This is a genomic window from uncultured Roseicyclus sp., assembly GCF_937892565.1.
GTDB lineage: Bacteria > Pseudomonadota > Alphaproteobacteria > Rhodobacterales > Rhodobacteraceae > Roseicyclus.
Map to the genome: position 1 here is coordinate 46341 of NZ_CALAHQ010000066.1, position 25239 is coordinate 71579.

Annotated in this window: 26 protein-coding genes; 8 read left to right on the forward strand and 18 right to left on the reverse strand. The window is 64.8% G+C overall.

The window, feature by feature from the left end; all coding sequences use genetic code 11:
- Positions 1–46: 46 nt before the first annotated feature.
- The 7 genes from pdeM to Q0094_RS08505 form a co-directional block, all read right to left on the reverse strand.
- On the reverse strand, positions 47–709 hold the full coding sequence (gene pdeM / locus Q0094_RS08475) for a ligase-associated DNA damage response endonuclease PdeM (protein ID WP_297617771.1): 663 nt from the start codon (positions 707–709) through the stop codon (positions 47–49).
- Positions 706–3132: a ligase-associated DNA damage response DEXH box helicase gene (locus Q0094_RS08480; RefSeq protein WP_297617774.1), complete on the reverse strand. Its 2427-nt coding sequence runs from the start codon at positions 3130–3132 to the stop codon at positions 706–708. Before Q0094_RS08480 ends, pdeM begins: the two co-directional genes overlap by 4 nt.
- Positions 3133–3312: 180 nt before the next feature.
- Complete coding sequence (locus Q0094_RS08485) at positions 3313–3942, reverse strand: 3-oxoacid CoA-transferase subunit B (RefSeq protein WP_297617777.1); 630 nt, start codon at positions 3940–3942, stop codon at positions 3313–3315.
- A complete protein-coding gene (locus tag Q0094_RS08490) occupies positions 3942–4646 on the reverse strand; it encodes a CoA transferase subunit A (RefSeq protein WP_297617779.1) in 705 nt (234 codons plus the stop codon). The genes Q0094_RS08485 and Q0094_RS08490 overlap by 1 nt, the downstream gene beginning before the upstream one ends.
- A 67-nt stretch (positions 4647–4713) precedes the next feature.
- Complete coding sequence (locus Q0094_RS08495) at positions 4714–5820, reverse strand: class II histone deacetylase (protein WP_297617781.1); 1107 nt, start codon at positions 5818–5820, stop codon at positions 4714–4716.
- A gap of 116 nt (positions 5821–5936) precedes the next feature.
- On the reverse strand, positions 5937–6173 hold the full coding sequence (locus Q0094_RS08500) for a hypothetical protein (RefSeq protein ID WP_297617783.1): 237 nt from the start codon (positions 6171–6173) through the stop codon (positions 5937–5939).
- A gap of 9 nt (positions 6174–6182) precedes the next feature.
- Positions 6183–6575: a thiol-disulfide oxidoreductase DCC family protein gene (locus Q0094_RS08505; RefSeq protein ID WP_297617785.1), complete on the reverse strand. Its 393-nt coding sequence runs from the start codon at positions 6573–6575 to the stop codon at positions 6183–6185.
- 131 nt (positions 6576–6706) lie between these two features.
- Here Q0094_RS08505 and Q0094_RS08510 point away from each other — a divergent pair, with 131 nt between their 5' ends.
- Together Q0094_RS08510 and Q0094_RS08515 are read left to right on the forward strand one after the other, a co-directional pair.
- On the forward strand, positions 6707–7408 hold the full coding sequence (locus Q0094_RS08510; RefSeq protein WP_297617787.1) for a M48 family metallopeptidase: 702 nt from the start codon (positions 6707–6709) through the stop codon (positions 7406–7408).
- Between the two features lie 85 nt (positions 7409–7493).
- Positions 7494–7748 (forward strand): DUF6455 family protein, encoded by a 255-nt coding sequence (locus Q0094_RS08515; protein WP_297617789.1) that lies wholly within the window; start codon positions 7494–7496, stop codon positions 7746–7748.
- A gap of 6 nt (positions 7749–7754) precedes the next feature.
- Here Q0094_RS08515 and rimO read toward each other — a convergent pair whose 3' ends face one another.
- On the reverse strand, positions 7755–9122 hold the full coding sequence (gene rimO / locus Q0094_RS08520; RefSeq protein ID WP_297617792.1) for a 30S ribosomal protein S12 methylthiotransferase RimO: 1368 nt from the start codon (positions 9120–9122) through the stop codon (positions 7755–7757).
- 302 nt (positions 9123–9424) lie between these two features.
- Between rimO and Q0094_RS08525 the strand changes: the two genes are divergently transcribed.
- Positions 9425–9793: a transglycosylase SLT domain-containing protein gene (locus Q0094_RS08525; protein WP_366940245.1), complete on the forward strand. Its 369-nt coding sequence runs from the start codon at positions 9425–9427 to the stop codon at positions 9791–9793.
- A 106-nt stretch (positions 9794–9899) separates the two neighbouring features.
- On the opposite strand, the gene Q0094_RS08530 is transcribed toward Q0094_RS08525, so the two are convergent.
- The 6 genes from Q0094_RS08530 to metF form a co-directional block, all read right to left on the reverse strand.
- Positions 9900–10508: a GcrA family cell cycle regulator gene (locus Q0094_RS08530; RefSeq protein ID WP_297617795.1), complete on the reverse strand. Its 609-nt coding sequence runs from the start codon at positions 10506–10508 to the stop codon at positions 9900–9902.
- Positions 10509–10632: 124 nt separating this feature from the next.
- Entirely contained in the window at positions 10633–11475 is an 843-nt protein-coding gene (locus Q0094_RS08535; protein WP_297618248.1) for a DMT family transporter, read from the reverse strand.
- Between the two features lie 89 nt (positions 11476–11564).
- Entirely contained in the window at positions 11565–12491 is a 927-nt protein-coding gene (locus tag Q0094_RS08540; RefSeq protein ID WP_297617798.1) for an alpha/beta fold hydrolase, read from the reverse strand.
- Between the two features lie 41 nt (positions 12492–12532).
- Complete coding sequence (gene argF / locus Q0094_RS08545) at positions 12533–13459, reverse strand: ornithine carbamoyltransferase (protein WP_297617801.1); 927 nt, start codon at positions 13457–13459, stop codon at positions 12533–12535.
- Positions 13460–13542: 83 nt separating this feature from the next.
- Positions 13543–14733 carry an aspartate aminotransferase family protein gene (locus Q0094_RS08550; protein ID WP_297617803.1) on the reverse strand — a complete coding sequence of 397 codons (1191 nt, stop codon included), beginning with the start codon at positions 14731–14733 and terminating at the stop codon, positions 13543–13545.
- A 166-nt stretch (positions 14734–14899) separates the two neighbouring features.
- Positions 14900–15769 (reverse strand): methylenetetrahydrofolate reductase [NAD(P)H], encoded by an 870-nt coding sequence (gene metF / locus Q0094_RS08555; protein WP_297617806.1) that lies wholly within the window; start codon positions 15767–15769, stop codon positions 14900–14902.
- A gap of 93 nt (positions 15770–15862) precedes the next feature.
- Between metF and Q0094_RS08560 the strand changes: the two genes are divergently transcribed.
- Positions 15863–16774 (forward strand): LysR family transcriptional regulator, encoded by a 912-nt coding sequence (locus tag Q0094_RS08560; RefSeq protein WP_297617809.1) that lies wholly within the window; start codon positions 15863–15865, stop codon positions 16772–16774.
- Positions 16775–16909: 135 nt separating this feature from the next.
- Positions 16910–17704 carry an inositol monophosphatase family protein gene (locus tag Q0094_RS08565; protein ID WP_297617812.1) on the forward strand — a complete coding sequence of 265 codons (795 nt, stop codon included), beginning with the start codon at positions 16910–16912 and terminating at the stop codon, positions 17702–17704.
- Here the strand turns inward: Q0094_RS08565 and Q0094_RS08570 are convergent.
- Genes Q0094_RS08570 through fsa form a run of 4 tightly spaced genes read right to left on the reverse strand, consistent with a single transcriptional unit; the run spans position 17701 to position 20816 of the window.
- Positions 17701–18387, reverse strand: coding sequence for a CDP-alcohol phosphatidyltransferase family protein (locus tag Q0094_RS08570; RefSeq protein WP_297617815.1), 687 nt, complete (start codon positions 18385–18387; stop codon positions 17701–17703). The two genes, Q0094_RS08565 and Q0094_RS08570, sit on opposite strands and share 4 nt — an antisense overlap.
- 60 nt (positions 18388–18447) lie before the next feature.
- Positions 18448–19371 (reverse strand): tyrosine recombinase XerC, encoded by a 924-nt coding sequence (locus Q0094_RS08575; protein WP_297617818.1) that lies wholly within the window; start codon positions 19369–19371, stop codon positions 18448–18450.
- Positions 19372–19377: 6 nt separating this feature from the next.
- A complete protein-coding gene (locus Q0094_RS08580; protein ID WP_297617821.1) occupies positions 19378–20109 on the reverse strand; it encodes a DUF484 family protein in 732 nt (243 codons plus the stop codon).
- A gap of 50 nt (positions 20110–20159) precedes the next feature.
- Entirely contained in the window at positions 20160–20816 is a 657-nt protein-coding gene (gene fsa / locus Q0094_RS08585) for a fructose-6-phosphate aldolase (protein ID WP_297617824.1), read from the reverse strand.
- A gap of 75 nt (positions 20817–20891) precedes the next feature.
- On the opposite strand from fsa, the gene Q0094_RS08590 reads away from it, so the two are divergent.
- The 3 genes from Q0094_RS08590 (at position 20892) to Q0094_RS08600 (ending at position 25169) form a co-directional block, all read left to right on the forward strand.
- A complete protein-coding gene (locus tag Q0094_RS08590; protein WP_297617827.1) occupies positions 20892–23084 on the forward strand; it encodes a primosomal protein N' in 2193 nt (730 codons plus the stop codon).
- Between the two features lie 67 nt (positions 23085–23151).
- On the forward strand, positions 23152–24237 hold the full coding sequence (gene hisC / locus Q0094_RS08595; RefSeq protein WP_297617829.1) for a histidinol-phosphate transaminase: 1086 nt from the start codon (positions 23152–23154) through the stop codon (positions 24235–24237).
- Positions 24234–25169 carry a prephenate/arogenate dehydrogenase family protein gene (locus Q0094_RS08600; protein WP_297617831.1) on the forward strand — a complete coding sequence of 312 codons (936 nt, stop codon included), beginning with the start codon at positions 24234–24236 and terminating at the stop codon, positions 25167–25169. The genes hisC and Q0094_RS08600 overlap by 4 nt, the downstream gene beginning before the upstream one ends.
- Positions 25170–25239: the final 70 nt, after the last annotated feature.

Below are 25239 nucleotides of genomic sequence, written 5' to 3' on the forward strand. Positions count from 1 at the left end.
GCTCCCGTTGCGGGGGCGCTTGCGTCCGGGGTAGCGGCCCGTGGCATCAGCGCGGCATCGGCAGCCTTACGGGCGGGGCCCCGATTGCGATCGCCTCGGCCGCGGCGCCCATCAGGCCCGACAGTTCCGGCCGGTCGCAAAACAGCCCGCCCGTATAGGCGCCATAGGCGGGCAGGATCAGCCGGGTGTCGTCAAACAAAAGGCAGCGGCGGGTGATGCTGCGTCCGCGCAATTGCAGCCGCAGCTTGGGGTGATAATGGCCCGACACCTCGCCCTGCGCGCCGGGTTCGGCGATGTGGCGAAACATCAGCGGCCCGTTGCGATGTTCGGCCAGATGGGTGCCGCCCAGATCGAGCGGGCCGGGGTCGTGATTGCCCAGAACCCAGATCCAGCGCCGCCCGGCCATCAGGCTGGTCAGATGATCGCGCACGGGATCGGTCAAGCCCTGGGCAGCGGTCAGATCATCGAAGCTGTCGCCGAGGCAAATGACCGTTGCCGGGGCCAGAAGCGCAATGTCTTGCGCCAGCCGATCCAGCGTTTCAACGGTTTCATAGGGTGGCAAAAGCACGCCGCCCCGCCGCGCCATGCGGTCGGATTTTCCCAGATGCAGATCCGCAACGCAGAGCAGGTCGCGCGCGGGCCAGTGGAGCCCGCCCGAGGGCAGCGCATGCAGAATTTGGGCCCGGAACACAAAGGGCAGCGCGGTCATGACCGGGGCGCTTCGGTCAGGCCGGCGGTGGCCATCAGGCGCGCGGCCTCGGCCTCGAGCAGGCGCTGGTCGGCCATGCCCGCGATGGGCACGCGGCCGGGTTCAAGAAACAGGGGCGCGGCCAGCGGGCTGACGCGGTCCAGCCGCAGATGGTCGATCCGGTCGCCGATGCGCGCCAGCATCGCCTCGATCCGGCCGAAATCGACCAGACCGCGCATCGCCTCGGCCCTTGTGATGTCAAGCATGACATGGCCAGGGTCATATTTGCGCAGCGTGTCATAAAGGATGTCGGTCGAAACTGTCGCTTGTCGGCCCGATTTTCGTGGCCCGCCGGGCTGGTTGCGTTCGATCAGCCCCGCGATGATCGCGCTGGCCTTGAAGGTGCGTTTCATCACGGCGTTGTCGGCCAGCCATGCGGTCATGGTGTCAATCAGATTGTCGCGGGAAAACAGGTGTTTGGGATCGCCCGGTGCCCGCAGGCCCCAGATCAGCGTGGCATAGTCGGTGGCCACGAAGCCCATGGGGTCAAGGCCCAGATCCTCCATCCGTTTGGTGATCAACAGGCCCAGCGTCTGTTGCGCGTTCCGCCCGGCAAAGCCATAGGCCACGACATGTTCGCGCCCGTCATGGGCAAAGCTTTCCACCAGAAGCCGGTCACGTTCCGGCAGCCGCGACACCCGGCGCTGAAGCGCGAGCCAGTCGCGGGTGTGTTGCGGCAGATCGGGCCAGTCGGTTTGCGCGAACATCGCCAGAATCCGCTCGCTGAGCTGGGTTGAGGTGGCGAATTTCGTGCCCATGAAGGTGGCGATCTTGGGCTTTTGGGTGGGTGTGCGGCTGACCTCGACCACCAGATCGCGCATGCCTTCGTAGCGCACGATCTGACCGCCGATCAGAAAGGTGTCGCCGCGCTTGAGCATGGCGGCAAAATATTCCTCCACCTCGCCCAACGGCGCCCCGCCCCGGGTTTTCTGATAGCGGACCTGCATCTTGTCGGCATCCACGATGGTGCCGATGTTCATGCGGATGCGCAGCGCCCGGCGCGGATCGCGCAACTGCCACAGCCCATCGGGGCGCTGGACCAGCCGTTGCCATTGATCATAGGCCCGCAGCGCATAGCCCCCGGTCGCCGCGAAATCGAGGCAGCGCTCAAAGCTTTCGCGCGACAGGTTCGCATAGGCCCCTGCGGTGCGGATTTCCGCAAACAGGTCATCGGCATCGAAAGGTCCGGCCGCGGCACGGATCAGGATATGCTGGCACAGCACATCGAGCGGGCCGTCATGGTCGCTGTCGCCATCCAGCGTATGGTCGCGCACGGCATCCAGCGCGGCCTTGCATTCGATCACCTCGAAGCGGTTGGCGGGCACGATCAGCGCCTTGGACGGCGCGTTGTAGCGGTGGTTGGCGCGCCCGATCCGTTGCACCAGCCGCTTGACGTTTTTTGGCGCGCCGATCTGGATCACCAGATCGACATCGCCCCAATCGATCCCCAGATCGAGCGATCCCGTGCACACGATTGCTCTCAATTTTCCTTCGACCATCGCCTGTTCGACGCGGTCGCGCTGTTCGCGCGCCAGCGCGCCGTGATGGATGCCGATGGGCAATTGCGCATCATTGGCCAGCCACAGATGGTGAAAGAACAGCTCGGCCTGCGCGCGGGTGTTGTGAAAGATCAGCGTGGTGCGATGGCGCTTGATCTCTTCCAGCACGGCCGGAATGGCATAACGGCCACCGCCGCCCGCCCACGGGGGGGGCGCATCGGTTTGCAGCATGGCGATGTCGGGGTCGGGGCCGGGATCAGCCAGCAAGATGGCGCAAGGATCGGGGTGGCGGGCAAGGATGCGGGCGATGGCGGGCGGGTCTTCGACGGTGGCCGACAGACCCACACGGCGCAGACCGGGGGCCAGCGCCGACAGCCGCGAGAGCGCCAGCATCAGCTGATCGCCCCGCTTGCTTTCGGCCAGCGCGTGCACCTCATCGACGATGACGCGGCTGAGCCCGGCAAAGATGCGCTCTGCATCAGGGTAAGACACCAGTAACGCAAGGCTTTCGGGGGTGGTCAACAAGATATGCGGCGGGTCGGCGCGCTGGCGCCGCTTGACATGGGCGGTGGTGTCGCCGGTCCGGTCCTCGACCCGGATCGGCAGGCCCATCTGTGCGATGGGGCCGGTCAGGTTGCGCTTGATGTCGGCGGCCAGCGCCTTGAGCGGGCTGATATAGAGCGTGTGCAGCCCTGTGTGGCGTCCATCGGCAAGCTCTGCCAGCGTGGGCAGAAACCCCGCCATGGTCTTGCCCCCGCCGGTGGGCGCGATCAGCAACTGGCAGGGCGCACCGGCACAATCCAGCATCGCTTGCTGGTGTGGGTGGATCGACCAGCCGCGCGTGGCGAACCAGCCGGTGATCTGAGGGGGAAGGGGGCGCGTCATGGGATGCAAGATAGCCATGCGCGCGGGCTTTGCCATGGGGGGTAAGTTTTCGCGTCCGGCTCTTGGCAATCGTGCTTGATCGCATCCGGTTGGCGGCCTGATGCGCGGTCTGGCCCGGCCCCATATGAAAACGGCCCGCTTTCGCGGACCGTTTCAGATCGTGCCAAGGTCTGTCGGGGCTCAGTTGACCAGCGTCGCCTCGGTCGCGGCGCGGAGGTCACCTTCGGTCACACCATCGGCCAGTTCCAAAAGCTTCAGGCCACCGGGAACCACCTCGAGCACACCCATATTGGTGATGATCAGATCGACCACGCCCGTGCCGGTCAGCGGCAGGGTGCAGGATTTCAGCACCTTTGATTCGCCATGCTTGTTGGCGTGATCCATGACGACGACCACGCGGCCCACACCGGCCACCAGATCCATCGCGCCGCCCATGCCCTTCACGAGCTTGCCGGGGATCATCCAATTGGCAAGATCGCCGCTTTCCGACACCTCCATCGCGCCCAGGATCGCCATGGCGATCTTGCCGCCCCGGATCATGCCAAAGGACGCCGCGCTGTCGAAATAAGCGGTGTGGGGCAATTCGGTGATCGTCTGCTTGCCGGCATTGATCAGATCGGCGTCTTCCTCGCCCGCGAACGGGAAAGGGCCCATGCCGAGCATGCCGTTTTCCGATTGCAGCGTCACGGTGATGCCATCGGGGATGTAGTTCGACACCAAGGTCGGGATGCCGATGCCAAGGTTCACATACATCCCGTCGCGCAGTTCCTTTGCCGCACGCGCGGCCATCTGGTTGCGGTCCCAAGGCATTATGCTGTCTCCCTCTGGCGAACGGTGCGTTGCTCGATCCGCTTTTCATGTGTCCCTTGGATCAGGCGGTGCACATAGATGCCCGGTAAATGAATGGTGTCGGGGTCGAGCGAGCCTGTCGGCACGATCTCCTCGACCTCCATGATGCAGATGCGCCCACACATGGCGGCGGGCGGGTTGAAGTTGCGGGCGGTCTTGCGGAACACGGCGTTGCCGGTTGCATCGGCTTTCCACGCCTTGACGATGGCGAGATCGGCGAAAATCCCGCGTTCGAGGATGTAATCCTGCCCGTCGAAGGTTTTCACCTCTTTGCCCTCGGCAATCACGGTGCCGACGCCCGTCTTGGTGTAAAAGCCGGGAATGCCCGCGCCGCCCGCGCGCATCCGCTCGGCCAGCGTGCCTTGGGGGTTGAATTCCAGTTCCAGCTCGCCCGACAAATATTGGCGCATGAATTCGGCGTTCTCGCCCACATAGGACGACATCATCTTCTTGATCTGGCGGGTGGCCAAAAGCTTGCCCAAGCCGAAATCATCAACCCCCGCATTGTTGGACGCGACGGTCAGATCCTTGGTGCCCGCCGCGACAATCCCGTCGATCAACAATTCGGGAATACCACATAGCCCAAAGCCGCCCGCCGCGATCAGCATGCCGTCAAACAGCACCCCATCGAGTGCTTCCGCCGCTGAGCCATAGATCTTTTTCATTGCGATCTTCCTTCAACACGAATTCGGGCGCACCCTGCCGCCGCGCTGCGGCGAAGTCAACGGAGCCTCAGGGGTCAAGGGCTGCTTCCATCTCGGCCAACAAGCCAGAGCAATAGGCCTCGAACCTTGGGCCGGGCTGCTGGCTGTCGATGCGGTCCTTCAGCGGATCGGGTGCGGTGATGTCGCTGCCTGACAGGGTCTCCAGCACGGCGTGGCCACAAAAGGGAACATGCGCCTCGGAATAGCCGCCTTCATGGGTCAGCATCAGCCGCCCTTCGCACAGATCGGCGGCGGCCGCCATCGTCATGGCGGTCATCTTGCGAAACGTGTCCGAGCCCGCCATCATCCGCCCCAGCGGGTCGACGGCCGAGGCATCAAAGCCACAAGCCACCACGATTGCATCGGGTTGAAAGGCATAAAGCTGCGGGATCACCAGCCGTTCGAAGGCCTCCAGATAGGTGGTATGCCCAGTTCCGGGGGGCAGAGGCAGGTTGAGGTTGAACCCCAGGCCGGCACCCGCGCCGCGATCCTCGAAATCGCCCGAATCGCGCGGATAGTTGCGTTCCTGATGGATCGAGATGGTCAGCGTGTCAGGGCGCTCGTAATAGATCGCCTCGGTGCCGTTGCCGTGATGCACATCCCAATCGATCACCGCGATCCGGTCGGCCAACCCCGCGGCGCGCGCGGATTCGAGCGCGATGGCAATGTTGTTCAACAGACAAAATCCGTTGGGAAAATCCGGCAGGCAATGATGCCCCGGTGGGCGTGACAGCGCATAGGCATTGTCAAGCCGCCCCTGCAGCACATCGAACAGTGCTGCCTTGGTCAGCCCGGCGGACAGCGCCGCGATGTCATAGCCATCCGCGCCAAAAGGGGTGCGCAAGCCCAATTCCCCGCCGCCTTCGGCACATTTCTGTCGAAACAGATCGATGTAATGGCGCGGATGGATGCGCAAGATATCCTCATGGGTGGCGGGGGCGGCGCCGGGCGTGGCCAGATCGGCGATCAGCCCGGTCACTTCGACCAGATTGCGAAAGCGCCGCTTGGTTTCGGGATTTTCGGGCAGCCCGCTGCCCGTTGCGGGCTGCATCAGCCCGCCGACAGGCACCAGAAAACTGTAGTTGCCGCCAGAGTGCCAAAAGCAGCGTTCATTGACGAAAAATCCGGTGGCCATGCTGTCTTCCCCCTATCCCATGCCGCAGTATGGGCGGGTCCACCGGGATCTGTCCATGGAAATGGCGCCCTGTGGACAACTGTGGGGACAGATTGGATAAGCATAAGCCGCTGACCCTAGCGTTCCAGCCGATAGACCCCTTCGGGAAGGTCAAGTGCTGCGGCCAGATCATGCAACTGGGCGATGGATAGGGTGACGACCTGTTCCGTGTTGGTGCGCGGATCATATTGGGTGATCGTCACACATTCGGCAAAGGCCGCGATGGCGACATCCTCAAGCAAGGGCTGGCCGTTTTCCCCCTCATCGACAAGGGTGATCACGGTGGCGTCGAACTCGTGTTCGATGGTGAACATGGATGAAGCCTATGGTTGAGTGCCATCGCTCGCAAGGCCCCGCGCATCACGGCGCGCCTGGCGGTGATACAGCCACGGGGCCGCAATGCGGTTGTAGATCAGATCGGCCAAACTGCGCAGACCGGGCAGCATGACCAGCCTGGCCACCCAACCCATCCCCGGCAATGCAGCCCAGATCGCCGCAAACGCAGGTATGCCGCTGATGATCCGCCCATCGGGCAGTGCCGCATGCATGCGCCGCTTGGCCTGATCCGGGGTCAGTTGCCAAAGCCCCAGATCGGCGGTGTTGAGATCTTCGAACAGCAGCGGCGCGCGTGTCTTTTCGGCGCGGGCGCGATAATGGGCGATCTCGGCCCGGCAGATCGGGCAGCGGTCGTTGTAAAGGATGCGCGTGATTGCCATGCCCTGCACCTATCGCAGGCGCGCCGTGGGTCAAGCGCAGGGATCACCCATAAGACCACAATGCCGTGATGGGGGCTGGACGGCGCCCAAGGGCTGGTTAGGCTTGGCGGATCTGGAAAATGAGACCCCGCATGCAGCGTTTTGCCCTGTATCTCGGACTGGCAATTGCCCTGGCGGGCTGTGTGCCGATGGCCGCGCCCCCGGTCGCATCCGCCCCAAGGCTTGGGCCAGAGCAGGCGCTGGAAAATTTCCGCGAGGTGATTGCGCGCGTCGAGCCTGTCGCCGAACAGCTGTGCCGCGAACAAACCCCCGATCAGCGGTGCGACTTTGCCATCTATGTCGACCGCGCGCCGCGCAGCGGGGTAAATGCCTTTCACACCATCGACGATGCAGGCCGCCCTGCCATCATCTTTACCGTCGCCCTGATCGCTGTGGCCGCAAATGTCGATGAGCTGGCCTATGTCATGGGCCATGAGGCGGGCCACCATATCGGACGCCATCTGCCGCAGGCCCGCGCCAGCGCCCATCTGGGCGCCGAGGTCTTTGCCCAGATCGCGCGCGCGGGCGGTGTCAGCGAGCGTGCCGTGGGCGAGGCCGCACAGATCGGCGCAGTGGTGGCCGCCCGCCAATTCACCCGGCAGGCGGAATTGGAAGCCGACGCCATTGGCACGATCATCGCCTTGCGGGCGGGCTATGACCCTTTGCGCGGGGCGGCGTTCTTTGAACGCCTGCCCGATCCTGCCCGCAGCTTTCTGGCCACCCACCCGCCCAATGCGCTGCGCATGGAAACGGTGCGCCGCACGCTGGCCGAGGCGCGCCGCCCCGGTCCTTGATCTGGGTCAAGGTGTAGCGCCACGCGACCTCTAGAGTTTCCCCAGTTCAATCGGCCAAACGAGGGCCGCACACGGGGAAAGACCGATGCCGGGTGACAAGACCCGCGCGCAACATGCCGCGCTGATGACCCAAATGGCCCAGACGCTGGGCGTTGATCTGGATGCCGCTCAATCGCGCGGCGCGCTGTCACCCGCCGCGCACGCGGCGATGGTGACGGCTTGCACCGGTTGCGCCAACCCCAAGGCCTGTGGCCAATGGCTGGCTCACACCACAAGTGCCAAGGCTGCGCCATCCTATTGTCGCAACGGCGATCTGTTGGGCCGTCTTGCGCCGCAATAGGCGCGTCTAGCCCGTCAGGCGGCCCCAAAGATCATATTCCCCGGCGTCTTCCACCACGACTGTGACCATGTCACCGGGGGCAAGCCCGTCAAATCCTGCGTCGATGAACAGGTTGCCGTCGATTTCCGGGGCATCGGCCATGGTGCGACAGGTTGCGCCCTCATCATCCACCGCATCGACCAGCACCACCATCGTTTGCCCGACCTTGGCGGCAAGCTTGGCCTCGGAAATGGCTTGGGCTTTTTGCATGAAGCGGTCCCAGCGCTCTTGCTTGACCTCTTCGGGCAGGTGACCCGGCAAGGCGTTGGATCGCGCACCCGCCACATTTTCGTATTTGAAGCAACCCACCCGGTCGAGCTGCGCCTCATCCAGCCAGTCAAGCAATGTCTGGAATTCAGCCTCGGTTTCGCCGGGATAGCCCACGATAAAGGTCGAGCGCAGCGTGATGTCGGGGCAATCGCGCCGCCATGCCGTGATCTCGTCAAGCGTGCGCGAGGCCGCGGCGGGCCGTGCCATGCGCCTGAGCGTGTCGGGATGGGCATGTTGAAACGGAATGTCGAGATAGGGCAACAGCCCGTTGGCCGGGTCAGCCATCAGCGGGATCAGATCACGCACATGCGGGTAAGGATAGACATAGTGCAAGCGAACCCAAGCACCCAGTGTGGATAAATCTCTGGATAGATCGAGAATTGGAAACTTTACCTCGCGGCCTTTCCAGTCGGTTCCATAGGCTGACGTGTCCTGAGAGATCACCAGAAGCTCGCGCACGCCCGCCTCGACCAGCTTTTCGGCTTCGCGCAGGACGGCCTTGGCCGGGCGTGATTGCAGCCGCCCCCGCATGTCGGGAATGATGCAGAATTTGCATGTGTGATCGCAGCCCTCGGCGATCTTGAGGTAGCTGTAATGGCGCGGCGTCAGCTTGATACCCGTTGCAGGCAACAGATCAACAAAGGGATCGGGCGAGGGCGGCACCGCCTTGTGGACGGCATCCAGCACCTGTTCGTATTGGTGGGGCCCGGTCACGGCCAGAACGGTGGGGTGGGCGCCCGTAATGGTGTCGGGCTCGGCCCCCAGACATCCCGTCACGATCACCCGACCGTTTTCGCGCAGCGCCTCGCCGATGGCCTCCAGGCTTTCGACCTTGGCCGAATCGAGAAAGCCGCAGGTGTTCACGATCACCGCATCGGCCCCCGCATAGTCAGGCGAAATGGCGTAGCCTTCGGCTCTGAGCCGCGTCAGGATGCGTTCGCTGTCAACCAGCGCCTTGGGGCAGCCAAGGCTGACCATCCCGATCCGGGGCTGTCCGGAGCGGGCGACATCTGGGATCTGGGCGCGCGCAAGATCCGGGCGCAGGTCGGGCGGGTTCTGGCTCATGATGGCGCAGATAGCCCGCCTTGCACAAAAGGGGAAGGCGTGACCGCGGTGTTCCCCTCTGAAGTGGCCGGCAAACCGCAACGTGGTCTTGACGCCGTGCCCCGACCGCCGGAAAAGATCGTGTGCGCCAGCATCAAGGCCCTGTCGGTGCTGTGGCAAGATGATCTGTCGGGTCGCGTGTTTCTGGGGGTATTGTGCGGGTCAGGATCAGCTTTTTGGCGGGCATCCTTGCCCTTACCGGGTGCGCTGCCACGCCGGTTCCGACGGTATCGACCAGTCTATATGCCGGTGAGACACCACAGATGCGCAGGCTGGTGCGCGCTAGTGCGCAAGAGCATGACCTCCCCGAGGTTCTGCTGCACCGGGTGATACAGCGCGAAAGTGACTACCGCGCCGATGCGCGCAACGGCCCCTATTGGGGACTGATGCAGATCACGCCGCAGACGGCGCGCAGCATGGGCTTTCAGGGCCCGCCAGAGCGTCTGCTCGATCCAAGGGTGAATTTGACCTATGCGGGCAAGTATCTGCGCGGTGCATGGCTGGTTTCGGATGGGGATATGGACAAGGCCATGAGTTGGTATGCGCGTGGCTATTATTTCGAAGCGCGCGAGCGTTGCTTGCTGGTGGAAACAGGGCTGGCCCAGCGCGAGGTGGCACGCCAGTGTCGATGAGGGGTGCGCCCATAAAGGTAGGGCGGGGTTAACCCCGCCCTACGGGCTGCTCCGGCCAAAGCGTGGGGCAGCGACGCCCTGTCTCAATGCGTCTGGGCGGGTTTTCTTACCGCCGTCGGTCGCGGCGGGCGGACATCGGTTGAAACGCCACGCCCACATGCGCCTCGCAATAGGGTTTGCCCTGTTGCACAGGCAGGCCGCAGAAATAGAATTCCTGCGTGGCGGGGTCGCCGATGGGCCATTTGCAGGTGCGTTCGGTCAATTCCATCAGGCTGATGCGTTTGGCGGTCTTTTCCACTTCGTGCACCTTGGCCAACGCTTCGGGGCTGATTTCATTGGCTGAAGGCTGTGGCGGCAATGGTTGGCCCGCGGGCACGATGGGCTTTCTGAGCGGCATCACATTGCTGGGGCGCGGCGCGGGTTGTTCTTCCTCGACAGAGGCGGGCGGGATATCCGGTTCGGAGGGGGCGGCGCGCGGTTCGTCCTTGCGAACGGGCTTGGGTGCCGGGCGCGCCTCTGCTTCCGGGGTTGGCTTGGCTTGCGGGGCCGGCGTGCTGGCCGCGCCACCCACGCGGTTGGACAGGCCAAGGCGATGCACCTTGCCGATCACCGCGTTGCGGGTGACCCCGCCCAGTTCCTTGGCGATCTGGCTGGCCGACTGGCCCTCGCCCCACATCTTCTTCAACGTCTCGACGCGTTCGTCGGTCCAGGACATGCCCGTCTCCTGATTGCTGGGCCGCATGGCCCGTCCCAAGACACCGCCCTATGACGGGTCTGGCGCGAAAAGTGAACCTCATTCTATCCCCGCGCCCTTGGGCGGCGCAAGGGCGTGCCCGCGATCAGTTTTTGCGGCGGTTGACCGCCTCGCGCCAGGCCAGCAGGCCCGCGCCCGCGATGATGGTCAGCGCGCCGATCAGGCTGACCGCCGTCGGGATCACGCCGAAGAGAAGGGCATCATAGCCCGCCGCAAAGACCAAGGTGAGGTAAGAGAAGGGCGTGATGAAACTGGTGTCGGCACGCGCCAGGGCATTGATGAAAAACACCTGCGCGCAGGCCATCAGCAGGCCGATCCCCGCCATCCCCGCCCATTGCGCGGTTGTGGGTGGCTGCCAGACCCAGATCACGGTGAGCGCGGCGATGACCAACCCGATGGAATTGTTTACAATGAGGATCTGAAGCGGCCTTTCGCGGCCCGACAGGCGCTTCATGAAGATCAGCTCCAGCCCTAGCGCCAAGGCCGCCCCCAGCGCAAGAAGCGCGCCGGGTTGTACGGCCTCCGTTCCAGGCCGGATCAAGATCATCGCGCCTGCAAAGGCGATGACGGCGGCCAGCCAGCGCCACGGCCCCACCTTTTCTCCCAGAAGCGGGATGGCAAGGATCATGGCCAGAACCGGGTTCAGAAAGGAAATCGCCGTCGCATCCGACAAGGGGATGGCGGCCGCGGCCGCGAACATCAGCGTGACGCCGCCCCAGCCGCAGGCCGTGCGCAGAACATGCGTCCGGTAATCTGGCCGGATCAGGCGCAGTCGCAGAACGGCAATGGCCGTAGCAAAGACCAGCCAGGCGAACAGGAACCGCCCGAAGCTGACCTGCATCGGATGCAGCGGCGGGCCCAGCGTGTCGGTGCCCAGTGCCTTGGCGATCAGCGTGGTTGCGGCCAGAAAGGCGGTGGCGCAGATCATCAGGGCTACGGCCAGCCCCGGTGCGGGGCGGTACAGCGGGGCTGGCAGGGCCGCGGGTGGAACCGGTCCCTGCGGGGTGGAGGGTCCGGTCATCGCGGGGCCAGAATGAACCCGGCGATGGCGGGTCCGAGCCTGTCGTGAAGCGGCAGGGACGGGTCGGCATAGGTGGCGAAGCTCGCGGCGGTCAGCGCTGCCGGGCTGTCGTCGGCCGGGGTGGCGAGCTTGAGCGTATGGGTCAGGCCGGGCAACGTCAGGCGGCTTGCATCGGGGCGGGCGGCGGCGAGAGGGTCGGCCTCGGACGGCGGGACCTGCAGATCGGCATCGCCGTGGATCATCAGGACGGGCAGGTCGCTGGCAGCCAGCAGCGCGGCGGGATTGGTCATCACCAGTTCGCGCAGGTAGGCGCGGGTCGCGGGGCCGAAGATCGCGGCGAGGCCGGGCGGCAGGCCAATGGGGTCTGGGGTGCCGGTCGCGATCAGCTTGGCCAGCGCCCTGTCGAAGGCGGGCAGCGTCGGGGCGAGGGTCGGTTGCGCGGCGATCTGGTCGCGCATCACCGCGCCGAGGATGCGGCCGGGCGTGGCCAGAAGCACGAGGCCGCAGACATCGGGCAGGGCGGCGGCATCGAGCGCGAGGATCCCGCCCTCGGAATGGCCGATCAGCCAGATGCAGGGCGCGCCCGTCTGGGCCCGAAGGAGGTCGGCCCAGGCGGCGGTATCCTCGCGGTAGGCGCTCAGGCTGACGGCATTCGGATCGCCGCCGCTGTTGCCGATGCCGCGCTTGTCGATCCTGAGGGTCGCGATGCCCTCGGCGGCGAGCGCCTCGGCGAGCAGGCGGTAGGCGTCGGTGCTCAGGCCAAAGGCCGAGTTGCCGTTCCGGTCCGTCGGTCCCGATCCGGGCACGATCAGCGCTGTGGCCCGGACAAGGCGCGCGGGCCGTTCGAGCGTGCCGTGAAGCGTCCCGAAGGGGCGTTCCACCGAGAGTGCGACCGGATCGGCGGAGGCGGGCAGGGCAGACATGAGGAGAAGGCTCAGGGCAAGGCGGCGCATGCGGGCACGGGTCACACGCCCAGACACCAGCGCAGGATCGCCTTTTGCGCGTGGAGCCGGTTTTCCGCCTCGTCGAAGACCACCGATTGCGGGCCGTCCATCACGGCATCGGTAACCTCTTCGTTTCGGTGAGCGGGCAGGCAATGCATGAACAACGCATCGGGCGCGGCATGGGCCATCAGCGCCTCGTTCACCTGATAGGGGCGCAACTGGTTGTGGCGGCGTTCGCGGGTGGTCTGGCTGTCATGCATGGAAATCCATGTGTCGGTGACGACCAGATCGGCGTTTGAAACCGCACGCACGGGGTCGCGTTCAATCGTCACCGTGGCGCCTTTGGCGCGGGCTTCGTCGAGAAAGCGGCGCTCGGGATCAAGGGTTTCGGGGCCGGAAAAGGTCAGGTCAAATCCGAACTGCCCCGCAGCATGGGCGAAACTGGCGAACACGTTGTTGCCGTCGCCGCACCAGGTCACCTTGCGCCCGGCGATGGGGCCGCGATGTTCTTCGTAGGTCAGGATATCGGCCATGATCTGGCAGGGATGGGTGCGATTGGTCAGCCCATTTATCACGGGAACCGTGGCGTGATCGGCCATCTCCAAGAGCACATCCTCCTCATAGGTGCGCAGCATGATCAGATCGACATAGCGCGACAGCACCCGGGCGGTGTCGGCAATCGTTTCGCCATGGCCCAGCTGCATTTCCGATCCGGTCAGCACCATGGTCTGCCCGCCCATCTGCCGCACGCCCACGTCAAAGGACACACGCGTGCGGGTCGAGGGTTTTTCGAAGATCAGCGCCACCATGCGGCTGGCCAGCGGTTGATGATCATCCGCGGCTCCCTTGGGGCGGTCTGCGCGCGCGCGCTTCATCGCGGCGGCCTGATCGATCATTGCGCGCAGATCGGTCGGGGCGGTTTTGTTGATGTCGAGGAAATGGGGCATCTGAGGTGCCTTTCGGCTTGTGGCGGGCACCCGGGGGGCCAGCCCCCCGGACCCTCCGGAGTATTTGCAAGGCAAAGATGGGATCAGGCAGCCGCAATCTTTCGGCTGAGTGCGCTGGCGGCGGCGTCAAGTCGGGTGATGCCTTCGGCGATCTCGTCTTCGGTGATGGTCAGCGCGGGCAGGATGCGCACGACATTGTCGCCCGCGGGAACGGTCAGGATGGCCGCATCATAGCCCGCAGCCACCAAATCGGTGTTGGTGGCGCGGCATTTGAGCCCCAGCATCAGGCCAGAACCCCGCACGGTTTCGAGGATATCAGGATGTGCGGCGACCAATCCTTCGAGTTTCTGGCGCAAAAAGCCCGCTTTCTTGCGGACATCTTCCAGAAAACCGGGCCGGGTGATTTCATCCATGACAGCCGCGCCCACGGCGCAGCCCAAGGGATTGCCGCCATAGGTCGAGCCATGGGTGCCTGCGGTCATGCCGCGTGCGGCCTGTTCGGTCGCCAGAAGCGCACCAATTGGGTAGCCGCCGCCAATACCCTTGGCCACCATCATGATGTCGGGCGTAACACCCGCCCATTCATGCGCGAAAAGCCGACCCGTCCGCCCAACGCCGCACTGAATTTCGTCGAAGATCAGGAGCAGCCCATATTGGTCGCACAGATCGCGCAGCCCCTTGAGGCACGCGTCGGGAAGCGGGCGGATGCCGCTTTCGCCTTGCACGGGTTCGACCATGATCGCGCCCACATCGGGCGCGCTGGCGGCTGCGCGCAGCGCGTCGTGATCGGCAAAGGCAAGCTGGCGGAAACCGGGCAGAAGCGGCCCGAACCCCTTGGTCAGCTTTTCCGATCCGGCCGCCGAGATCGCGGCGATGGACCGGCCATGGAATGCGCCTTCGAAGGTCAGGATCGTCGTGCGCTCGGGTGTGTCGCTGTCATACCAGTACTTGCGCGCCATCTTGACGGCCAGTTCTGTCGCCTCGGTGCCGGAATTGCAGAAAAACACGGTGTCGGCAAAGGTATGGTCCACGAGCCGGCGCGCCAATTCTTCTTGTTGGGGGACGACATAAAGGTTCGATGTGTGCCACAGCGCGTTCGCCTGATCCGTCAGGGCGCGCACCAGCGCCGGATGCCCATGGCCCAGCGACATGACCGCGATGCCTGATCCGAAGTCCACAAAGCGTCGCCCGTCAGCCTCGATCATCCACGATCCTTCGCCTTTGACAAAGGACAGCTTGGCACGGTTGTAGCTTGGCAGGACAGGCGAAATCATCTCCGTCTCCGTTGCGGACATCAAAAAACCTGCATCGCGCAGCGTCGCGCGCAAGTCAATTCATCCCTGCGCCGCGCACGCCTGTTTGTGCACGGCGTGCCTGCCATCTTTGCTTTGAAAATACTTGGGGGAGGCCGCAGGCCGGGGGCAGCGCCCCCTTGACGCCTCAGGCCACTTGCGACAGCGCGGCCTTGGGCAAGACGCCCAGCGCGGCACAGACATCGCGCGTCAGGTCGGGGGCGTTGAGCGTGTAGAAATGCAGATCCTCCACCCCGCCTGCGATCAGATCCGTGCAAAGCTCGGTTGCAAGGGCGGTGGACAACAGCGTCTCGCGCCCGTCGCGCAGGGCCTTGTCATAGGCCTCGTCCAGCCATGCGGGGATCGCGGTGCCGCAGCTTTGGGCGAATTTGCGCACGCCCGTCCATGCGTTGATCGGCAGGATGCCGGGAATGATCGGGGCGGTGATGCCCTGCGCCGTGCAGGCATCGCGGAAGCGGAAAAAGGTCTCGGCCTCGAAAAAGAACTGGGTGATGGCGGAATTGGCGCCGGCATCGATCTTGCGCTTCAGGAAATCGACGCAGGCCTGAAGCGAACCCGCCTCGGGGTGGGGATCGGGGTAGGCGCCCACGCGCAGATGGAACTTGCCGGTTCGCGCCAGTGCCTCGATCAGCTCGACGGAGCTGGCAAAGCCCTGTGGATGCGGGGTGAAACGGCCCTGACCCTTGGGCGGATCGCCGCGAAGCGCCACGATCTGGGTCACACCGGCGGCGGCATAGGTTTCGGCGATGTCCAGCGTTTCCGCGCGGGTCGCGTCCACACAGGTCAGATGTGCCGCGACCGCGACACCGTAATTGGCGTGGATCGTCTTGACCGCATCATGGGTCAGCGCCCGCGTCGTGCCGCCCGCCCCATAGGTGACCGAGACGAATTCCGGGGCAATGGGCGCCAGCACATTGAGCGTTTCCCACAGGCGGAACGAGCCCTCGAGCGATTTGGGCGGGAAAAACTCGAAAGAAACGCGGGGCGGGCGGGCCATGATATATCCGATGCTTGATCTGGTGCCCTCAGATGTCGCATAGACTGTGCCTTGCGACAAATTCATAATCTTCATCATCAATATGAGTTTCACATGCATCTGGAGTTCCGGCACCTGCGCACGATCAAGGCGATCCACGAGGAAGGCGGGCTTGCGCGCGCCGCTGACAGGCTGCACATCACGCAAAGCGCGCTGTCCCATCAGATCAAGGGGCTGGAGGATCAGGCGGGGCTCGAATTGTTCGTGCGCCGGGCCAAACCGATGAAGCTGTCGCCCGCCGGGATGAAGCTGCTCCGACTGGCAGAGGATGTCTTGCCGCGCATCGCCGCCCTCGAGGATGAGTTTCTGTCGCTGCGCAAAGGGCGGACCGGGCGCTTGCACATCGCGATCGAATGTCACGCCTGTTTCGACTGGCTTTTGCCGGTGCTGGAGGCGTTTCGCCTGTCCTGGCCCGATATCGATGTCGATATCCGCCCCGGCCTGCAATTCGAGGCGCTGCCGGCGCTCTTGCGCGAAGAGGTGGATCTGGTGGTGTCGTCGGATCCCGAAAAGCTTGCAGGCGTCGATTTCACGCCGCTCTTCGACTATGAGCCGGTGTTCGTCTGCGCCGCCGATCATCCGCTGGCCACCAGACCATGGATTGATGCCGAAGATTTTGCCGATCAGTCGTTGATCACCTATCCGGTGGAACGTGCCCGGCTTGATGTCTTCAGCCAGCTCCTGTTTGCCGCCGGGGTCGAGCCGAAATCGATCCGGCAGGTGGAATTATCGGCGGTCATCTTGCTGTTGGTGGCGTCCGGGCGGGGGGTGGCGGTGTTGCCCGATTGGGTGGTGCGCGACAGCGCCAGGCACCCATCCCTGGTCACGCGGCGATTGACGCAAACGGGCATCACCCGCCGCCTTTATGGCGCCACGCGGGCCGAAGATACCGCCAAGCCCTTCATGGCGCAGATGCTCAAACTGAGCCGGACAGAGCCCCCCAAACTCCAGCGTCGCCAAGGGTAGCGAAAAACGCAAGTTTTTCGGTTCGTTTTCCTCAGGGAAAACGGCGCGGAAAACTCCGGTTTTCCGCCCCCCTTGGCACTGCGGCGCAGGGGGTCTATAGGCTCGGCCCTGTCCGACCCGAAGGAAGAATGTGCCATGCAAGGCTCCGCCAATCTCAACATCATGCTCAAGGCCGCCCGCAAGGCGGGGCGCGGCCTCGTCAAGGATTTCCGCGAGGTCGAGAATCTTCAGGTGTCCTCCAAGGGGCCGGGCGATTTCGTCAGCCGCGCCGATCGCGCCGCCGAAGACATCTTGAAGACCGAGTTGATGGGCGCGCGCCCGAATTACGGCTTTCTGGGCGAAGAAGGCACCCGCATCGAAGGCACCGATCCGACCCGGCGCTGGATTGTCGATCCCTTGGATGGCACCACGAATTTCCTGCATGGCATGCCCCATTGGGCGGTGTCGATCGCGCTGGAACACAAGGGCGAGATTGTGGCGGGCGTGGTCTATGACCCCGCCAAGGATGAAATGTTCTATGCCGAAAAGGGCGCAGGCTGCTGGCTCAACGACAGCCATCGCTTGCGTGTGTCGGGGCGCAACAAGATGATCGAAAGCGTCTTTGCGACCGGCGTGCCCTTTGGCGGGGCGAAATACCTGCCCGCGACCTTGCAGGATCTGGCGCGTCTGATGCCCGCTTGTGCGGGTGTGCGGCGCTGGGGGTCAGCGGCGCTGGATCTGGCCTATGTGGCGGCAGGCCGCTACGAGGGCTATTGGGAACGCGGCTTGAATGCGTGGGATATTGCCGCTGGCATCTTGCTGGTGCGCGAAGCGGGCGGTCTGGTGGAGACGATCCGCGAGGGGCAGGATCTTTTGGCCGATGGTCAGCTGATCGCCGCATCCGAGCCGATGTTCGACAGTTTTGCCGCCATCATCCGCGACCGTTCCTAGGCGCGCGCCGGGATCATTTGCTGGGCTACGCCCGCCAGAAGCAGATAGAGCGAGCTCAACGTCACCACCCCGGTCAGAGCCGGGTTGGAGGCAAAATCCGTTGCGGCCGCCAAAGCGATCGATCCGGTCCAGATCATTGCAACGGGCAGCGTCACCCAACGCCAGCGCGCCGTGCGCACCGGATGGACGAACCTCAGGTTCAGGAATTGCGCAAGGCACAATGCCACCACCAGCCCCAAAATGATCTCCCAAGGGGGCAAGATCACCAACAGCGCCAGCGCCACCATGTTCCAGCAGGCGGGAAATCCGCGAAAGCTCTTGTCGGCGGTCTTCATGCGCGTATCCGAAAAATACAGCGCCGAGGCAAAGGGGATCAGCAAGACAACGATCCACCCCGACCAACCCGGCAACAGCCCCGATCCGTAAAGCGCATAGGCGGGGATCATCACATAGGTCAGGAAATCCACGATCAGATCCAGCAGCACGCCGTCGATGATGGGGGCGTTCTGCGTCACGCCGTAGCGGCGCGCCAGCGGCCCGTCGATGCCGTCGACCAAAAAGGCCACGGTCAGCCAGATGGTCATCATCGCCCAATCATGCTGCGCTGCCTCAAGCAGGGCGAGCATGGCCAACGACGCGCCAAGCGCGGTGAACAGGTGAACGCTGTAGGCCCGAATTCGCATCCAATCCAGATGCAGCGTTCTGGCGCGCTTGGCAACCACAGATGTGACATTTTCATGACATCACGCCTTGGGGTGGGTGGCCGCATAAACCTCGAGCAGGCGGGCGGCATCGACCGCGGTATAGGCTTGCGTCGTCGACAGCGAGGCGTGGCCCAGCAATTCCTGTATCGCGCGCAGATCGCCGCCAGCATCGAGCAGATGGGTTGCAAAGCTGTGGCGCAGCGCATGTGGTGTGGCCGTGGCCGGAAGGCCAAGCTGCATGCGGGCCTGTTCCATCACGCCGGCCACCAGCCGCCCATTGAGCGGCCCGCCCCTTATGCCGCGAAACAGCGGCTTGCCCGGGGACAGATCATGCGGGCACACCATGGCATAGCGTGCCACGGCGGCACGCGCGGCGGGCAGCACCGGCACCTCACGCTCCTTTGACCCCTTGCCGCGAATGCGCAGCGTATCGCCCAGCGGCAAGAGCCCCGCATCAAGCCCCAGCGCCTCGGATCGGCGCAGACCGCAGCCATAAAGCAGCGTCAAGATTGCCACATCGCGCGCCGACACCCAATCGCGGGCGTCCAGCGCGCCCGCCGCCGCGATGACATCGCGCGCGGCCGCAACCGACAGCGGCCGGGGCAAGCGGCGGCCCTGTTTGGGGCTGCGCATCGACAAGATCGGGGTGGCGTCGAAATCATCGCAATCGGCCCACCAGCGATAAAAGGATTTGACCGCCGAAAGCCGCCGCGCCAGCGACCGCGACCCAACCCCGCGCCCCCGTTGCGCCGCCATCCATGCGCGCATGTCCGATGCGCTCAGCGCGCACAGTGCCGCGGGGCCTATCGCCTCGGGGGAATGCCGTGCCTGAAATGCCAGGAAATCGGTCAGGTCGCGCCGATAGGCATCAACCGTCGCATCGGCACGCCCCCGCAGGCTGCCCAGATGGATCAGCCAGCTTTCCATCCGGTCGCGCATCGCGGGGCTGAGCGCAAGGGTCATGCCTGCCTAACTCAGCCAGCGCCGCATCTGCCGTTCAAAGACACCGGCAAAAAATGCCAAAAGATCCGTGCCTTGGCTGGGGCGAAACTGGTTGGGGTCCTCTGCGCCCATCACCAGCATCGCAGGCAGGTGGCCCGCGCCAAGATCGATCAGCATCACGGCTTCGGATTTGATCCAAACGGCATCCGCGCCGAATATCAGGGCGCTGTCATGACCCGTTTGGCGCAGCGTGACCTCACGATGGGGGACGGCGCGGCCTGCGGTGATGTAGGTTTCGGCAAAGCCCGGGGCGACAAGCGTCAACACATCCTCAAGCTTCTGGATATGGGGGGCGGCGTTGGTCGTTGCCTCGGCGCTTTCCAGCACCAACCGGATGCGGTCCACGCGCAGCGTGCTGGCCACATCGGTGCCCAGGGCCTTGAGGAAGCCTTCGAAATCGGTCTGATCCAGCAGCTTGAGGATGGCGCGATGGATCTGGTTGGTGCCCGACAGGTTTTCGTAGGCCGCCGCGATGACCGACCGGTGGGTGTCTTCCAGACGGTCGAGCCGATGTTCCAGCCGCTCCATGGCGATGCCGCGCATGTCCACGATATTGCCGCCCATCTGCCGGTCATTGGCGGCCATGAGCGCGCGCATCAGGTCGCGGTCGTCCAAGACCAGACCAGGGTCGGCAAGCACGCGGCTACGCCAGTCTGTGGCGGCATAGGGGGCCAGATCATCGGCTTCAACGCTGCTCATCGGTGCTGCCTCATGGTTGATGGTCGTGGCACCCGCACCTTAGCACAAGCTCACAGGATTTTCTGTCCTGTTTTTGCCCAATCCTTGAGGAACGCGTCCAGCCCTTTGTCGGTCAGGATGTGATTTGCCATCGCCTTGATCACGGCGGGTGGCGCCGTCGCCACATCCGCGCCCAGCAGGGCGGCCTCTTTCATGTGGTTTACCGTCCGCACCGAAGCTGTGAGTATCTGTGTGGAGAAATCGTAATTGTCATAGATTTGCCGGATGTCAGCGATCAGATCCATGCCGTCGATGTTGATATCGTCCAAGCGCCCGACAAAAGGCGAGATGAAGGTGGCACCGGCCTTGGCCGCCAGAAGCGCCTGATTGGCCGAAAAGCACAGTGTGACATTGACCATGCGGCCTTCGCCCGACAGCACCTTGCACGCTTTCAGCCCGTCCCAAGTGAGCGGCACCTTGATGGCGATGTTTTCGGCGATGCGGGCCAGTTCGCGGCCCTCGGCGATCATCCCTTCGGCATCGAGTGCCACGGTTTCGGCCGAAACCGGGCGGCCGGGGATCATGGCACAGATCTCGGCGGTGACTTCCCTGATGTCGCGGCCTGATTTCGCGATGATCGAGGGGTTCGTTGTCACCCCATCGACCATGCCCAGATCATCGAGTTCGCGGATCGCATCGACATCGGCGGTATCCACAAAGAATTTCATGGCGGCCCTTCCTTTCTGGTGGAGGTCATGGTGAGTTGCGAGGCTTCTAGCGCAGCGACCCCCGGGCGGGAAGGCATGACCGACAGCTATTTCGAAGAAGGCACCCGTGTCGGTATCCTGACGCCCGAGCCGATCGACCGGGTGCTGGATTACCTTGCGCCCGAGGGAGGGTGCTGGCTGGGCGCCTTTGTCGAGGTGCCGCTGGGCCCGCGCAAGGTTCTGGGCGTGGTCTGGGGGCCGGGGCAGGGCGATTGGGCGGCGGCCAGGCTGCGCGCCGTGACGCGGGTTCTCGATGTTGCCCCGATGCGCGACGAATTGAAGGTCTTTCTGGAAAAGGCCGGCGCCTACACGCTGACCCCTGTGTCCCAGATGCTGCGGCTGGCCACGCGTGTGCCGGGGCTGTCCGACCCGCCGTCGATGCGCAAGATCTATCGGCTGGGCCAAACCCAGCCCGACCGCATGACCGATGCGCGCGCCCGCGTGATCGCCGCCTTGGTCGACTATGGCGGGCTTGGCTTTACCTTGGGCGAACTGGCGGAACTGGCGGGTGTGACAGCTTCGGTCATCAAGGGGCTGGCGGCCCAGGGCGTGGTGGTGGAAACCGACACACCGCGTGATGCGCCTTTTCTGCCGCTTGATCCGGACCGTCCGGGCAAGCCGCTGACCCCCGATCAACAGGCGGCCGCCGATGCGCTTGGCGCGGCGATCGCGGCCGGGCACTATGGCACCACCTTGCTCAAGGGGGTGACCGGGTCAGGCAAGACCGAGGTCTATCTGGAAGCGGTGGCCGCCTGCCTGCGGGCCGGGCGTCAGGCGCTGGTGCTCTTGCCCGAGATTGCGCTGACATCGGAATTCCTGACCCGCGTCGAGATCCGGTTTGGCGCCAAGCCCGCCGAATGGCATTCGGGCGTGACCATGACCGAACGCCGCCGGGCGTGGCGCATGATCGCGCAGGGCGAGGCGCAATTGATCGTCGGCGCGCGTTCGGCGCTGTTCTTGCCATTTCGCGATCTGGGGCTGGTCGTGGTCGATGAGGAACATGACAGCTCCTACAAGCAAGAAGAGGGCGCGCTTTACAATGCCCGCGACATGGCGGTGCTGCGCGCGTCGCTGAACGGCGCGCAGGTGGTGCTGGCCTCGGCCACGCCGTCGCTGGAAAGCTGGGCCAATGCACAGGCGGGCAAATATGCGCGGCTTGATCTGAACGCACGCTTTGGTGCGGCGGTGCTGCCCCGGATGCGCGCCATCGACATGCGCACCGAAGATCTGCCGGGGCAGTCGTGGATTTCGCCCAGTCTTCAGGCCGAGGTGGCCGCGCGGCTTCAAAAGGGCGAGCAGGCGCTGTTGTTTCTGAACCGGCGCGGCTATGCGCCCGTCACGCTGTGCCGGGCCTGCGGCGCACAGGTTGGGTGCGACCACTGCGATGCGCGGATGGTCGAACACCGGTTCCAGAAACGGCTCGTCTGTCACCAATGCGGCGACACCAAGCCGCTGCCCGACCGCTGCCCTGCCTGCGGGGTTGCGGGCAAGATGGCCGCCATCGGGCCGGGGGTGGAACGCATCGCCGAGGAAGCGGCGCGGGTCTTTCCCGATGCCAAGCTTGCCATCTTGTCCTCCGATCTGTTCGGCTCGGCCCGCGCGCTCAAGGCACAGATCGAAGAAATCGCACATGGCCAGACCGATATCATCATCGGCACCCAGCTTGTGGCCAAGGGGCACAATTTTCCACGCCTGACGCTGGTGGGGGTGATTGATGCCGATCTGGGGTTGCAGGGGTCCGATCTGCGGGCGGCCGAACGGACGTTTCAGCTGATGCGGCAGGTTTCGGGCCGGGCGGGGCGGGCCGATGCGCCCGGCGTGGCGCTGTTGCAAAGCTTTCAGCCCGACCATCTTGTGATCCGCGCCATCTTGTCGGGTGATGAGGAAGGGTTCTGGCGCGCCGAGGCCGCCGAGCGCGAGGCGACAGGCATGCCCCCGTATGGGCGGCTCGCGGGCATCATCATTTCGGCCGATGATGCCACGGCGGGCTTTGATCTGGGCACCCGGCTGGCGCGCAATGACGCGGCGCTGCGCGCCATCGGGGCGGTGGTCTATGGCCCCGCCCCCGCCCCCATCGCGCGGGTCCGCGGCCGCCACCGCGTGCGGCTGCTGGTCAAGGCACCCAAGGGGGCGGCGTTGCAACAGGCCATCGCACAGTGGATCGCGCCGGTGCGACAAAGCGCCAAGCTGCGCCTTGCGGTCGATATCGATCCTCAAAGCTTCTACTGATAGCGGTTTTCTTGGCCTGCGAACCCCGCTAAGGAACCACGGTAACGACCAAAGTCCGGTGCATCCCATGTCCGCCCCGATCCGCCCACAGCCCGGTATTCTTGACATTGCGCTCTATCAGGGCGGTCAATCCGCGCTTGCGGGTGTGGCCGAGCCGCTCAAGCTCAGCTCGAACGAGAATCCCTTTGGACCCTCGCCCGCGGCCGTGGCGGCGATGGCGGCGGCGCTGGGTGACAGCCACCGCTACCCATCGACCGATCATGGCCCCTTGCGCGCGGCGATCGCTTTGGCCGAAGGCCTGGACGCCGATCGCATCATCTGTGGCGTGGGCTCGGACGAGATCATCCATTTCCTGTGCCAGGCCTATGCCGGGCCGGGGCAAGAGGTGCTGCACACCGAACACGGGTTCGCGATGTATCGCATCAGCGCGCTGGCCGCCGGTGCCACCCCCGTCGAGGTGCCCGAACGCGAGCGCGTCGTCGATGTGGATGCCATTCTGGCGCGCGCGGGGTCTGATACCGCGCTTGTGTTCATCGCCAACCCGGCCAATCCCACGGCGACCTTTCTGCCGCTCGATCAGATCACGCGGCTGGCCGATGGGCTGCCCGAAAGCTGCATTCTGGTGCTCGACGGGGCCTATGCGGAATTCGCCCCGGGCTATGATGGCGGTGCAGCCCTCGTCGATCGGCGTGCCAATGTCGTGATGACGCGCACCTTTTCCAAGGCTTACGGCTTGGGCGGGTTGCGCGTGGGCTATGGCTACGCCCCCCGGGCCATCATCGATGTCCTGAACCGTATCCGGGGACCGTTCAACCTGTCGGGTGTGGCGCTGGCCGGGGCCGAGGCGGCGGTGGGCGACAGGGCCTGGGTGGCCGAATGTCTGCGCGTCAATGCATCCGAACGGGCGCGGCTGGTGGCTGGGCTGCGCCAGCTTGGGCTGGGCTGCGACGAAAGTTTCGCCAATTTCGTGCTGGCCCGCTTTGCCGACGAGGCCGAGGCGCTGGCCGCTGACGCCCATCTGAAGGCCTGCGGGATCATCGTGCGCCATCCCAGGAGCTACGGATTTGCCCATGCGCTGCGCATCACCGTGGGCCGGGCAGAAGACAACGACCGCGTGCTGGCCGCGCTGACGGAATTCCGGGGGATGGCATGAGCGTGATCTACAACCGTGTGGCCTTGATCGGTCTGGGCCTGATCGCGGGGTCGATGGCCCATGCGATGCGGCGCGCGGGGCTGGCAGGTGAGATCGTGGGCACCGCCCGCTCGCCCCAGACGCGCGCCATCGCCGCCGACATCGGGCTGTGTGACCGCATCACCGCAACCGTGGCCGAGGCGGTTCAAGGGGCCGATCTGGTGGTTCTGTGCGTGCCGCCGGGCGCCATGGGCGCGGTCGCGGCCGAGATTGCCCCCCATCTGGCACAAGGCGCGACCGTCAGCGATGTGGGATCGGTCAAGCGCGACGTGATCACGCAAGTCGGGCCCCATATTCCGGCGGGCGTGCATTTCGTTCCCGCCCACCCGCTTGCGGGGACCGAACATTCGGGGCCGCGCGCGGGCTTTGCCGAGCTATTCGACAACCGCTATGTGTTGCTGACGCCCGAGCCGGGCACCGATGCGGCGGCCGTGGCCAGGCTGCGCGCGCTGTGGGAGGGCTGCGGCGCGCGGGTCGAGGAAATGGACGCCGATCATCATGATCTGGTGCTGGCCGTCACCAGCCACACGCCGCATCTGATCGCCTATACCATGGTGGGTGTGGCCGATGATCTGCGCCGCGTCACCGACAGCGAAGTGATCAAGTATTCCGCCGCGGGGTTTCGGGATTTCACCCGGATCGCCGCCAGCGATCCGACCATGTGGCGCGATGTGTTCCTGACCAACAAGGATGCGACCCTGGAAATCCTCGGCCGCTTCACCGAGGAACTGTTCGCCCTGCAACGGGCCATCAGGCGCGGGGACGGGGATCACCTGCATGCGTATTTTACCCGTACTCGCGCCATACGTCGCGGCATCATCGAGGCGGGTCAGGATACCGACGCGCCGGATTTCGGACGGATGAAGGCAAAGCGCGAGCCCGCCGAGGGGTGAGGCGCATCGCGCGATATGCCGCGTGCCTGGCGGGGATGGTGCTGGCCCTGTCGGCAGCCGCACAAGCGCC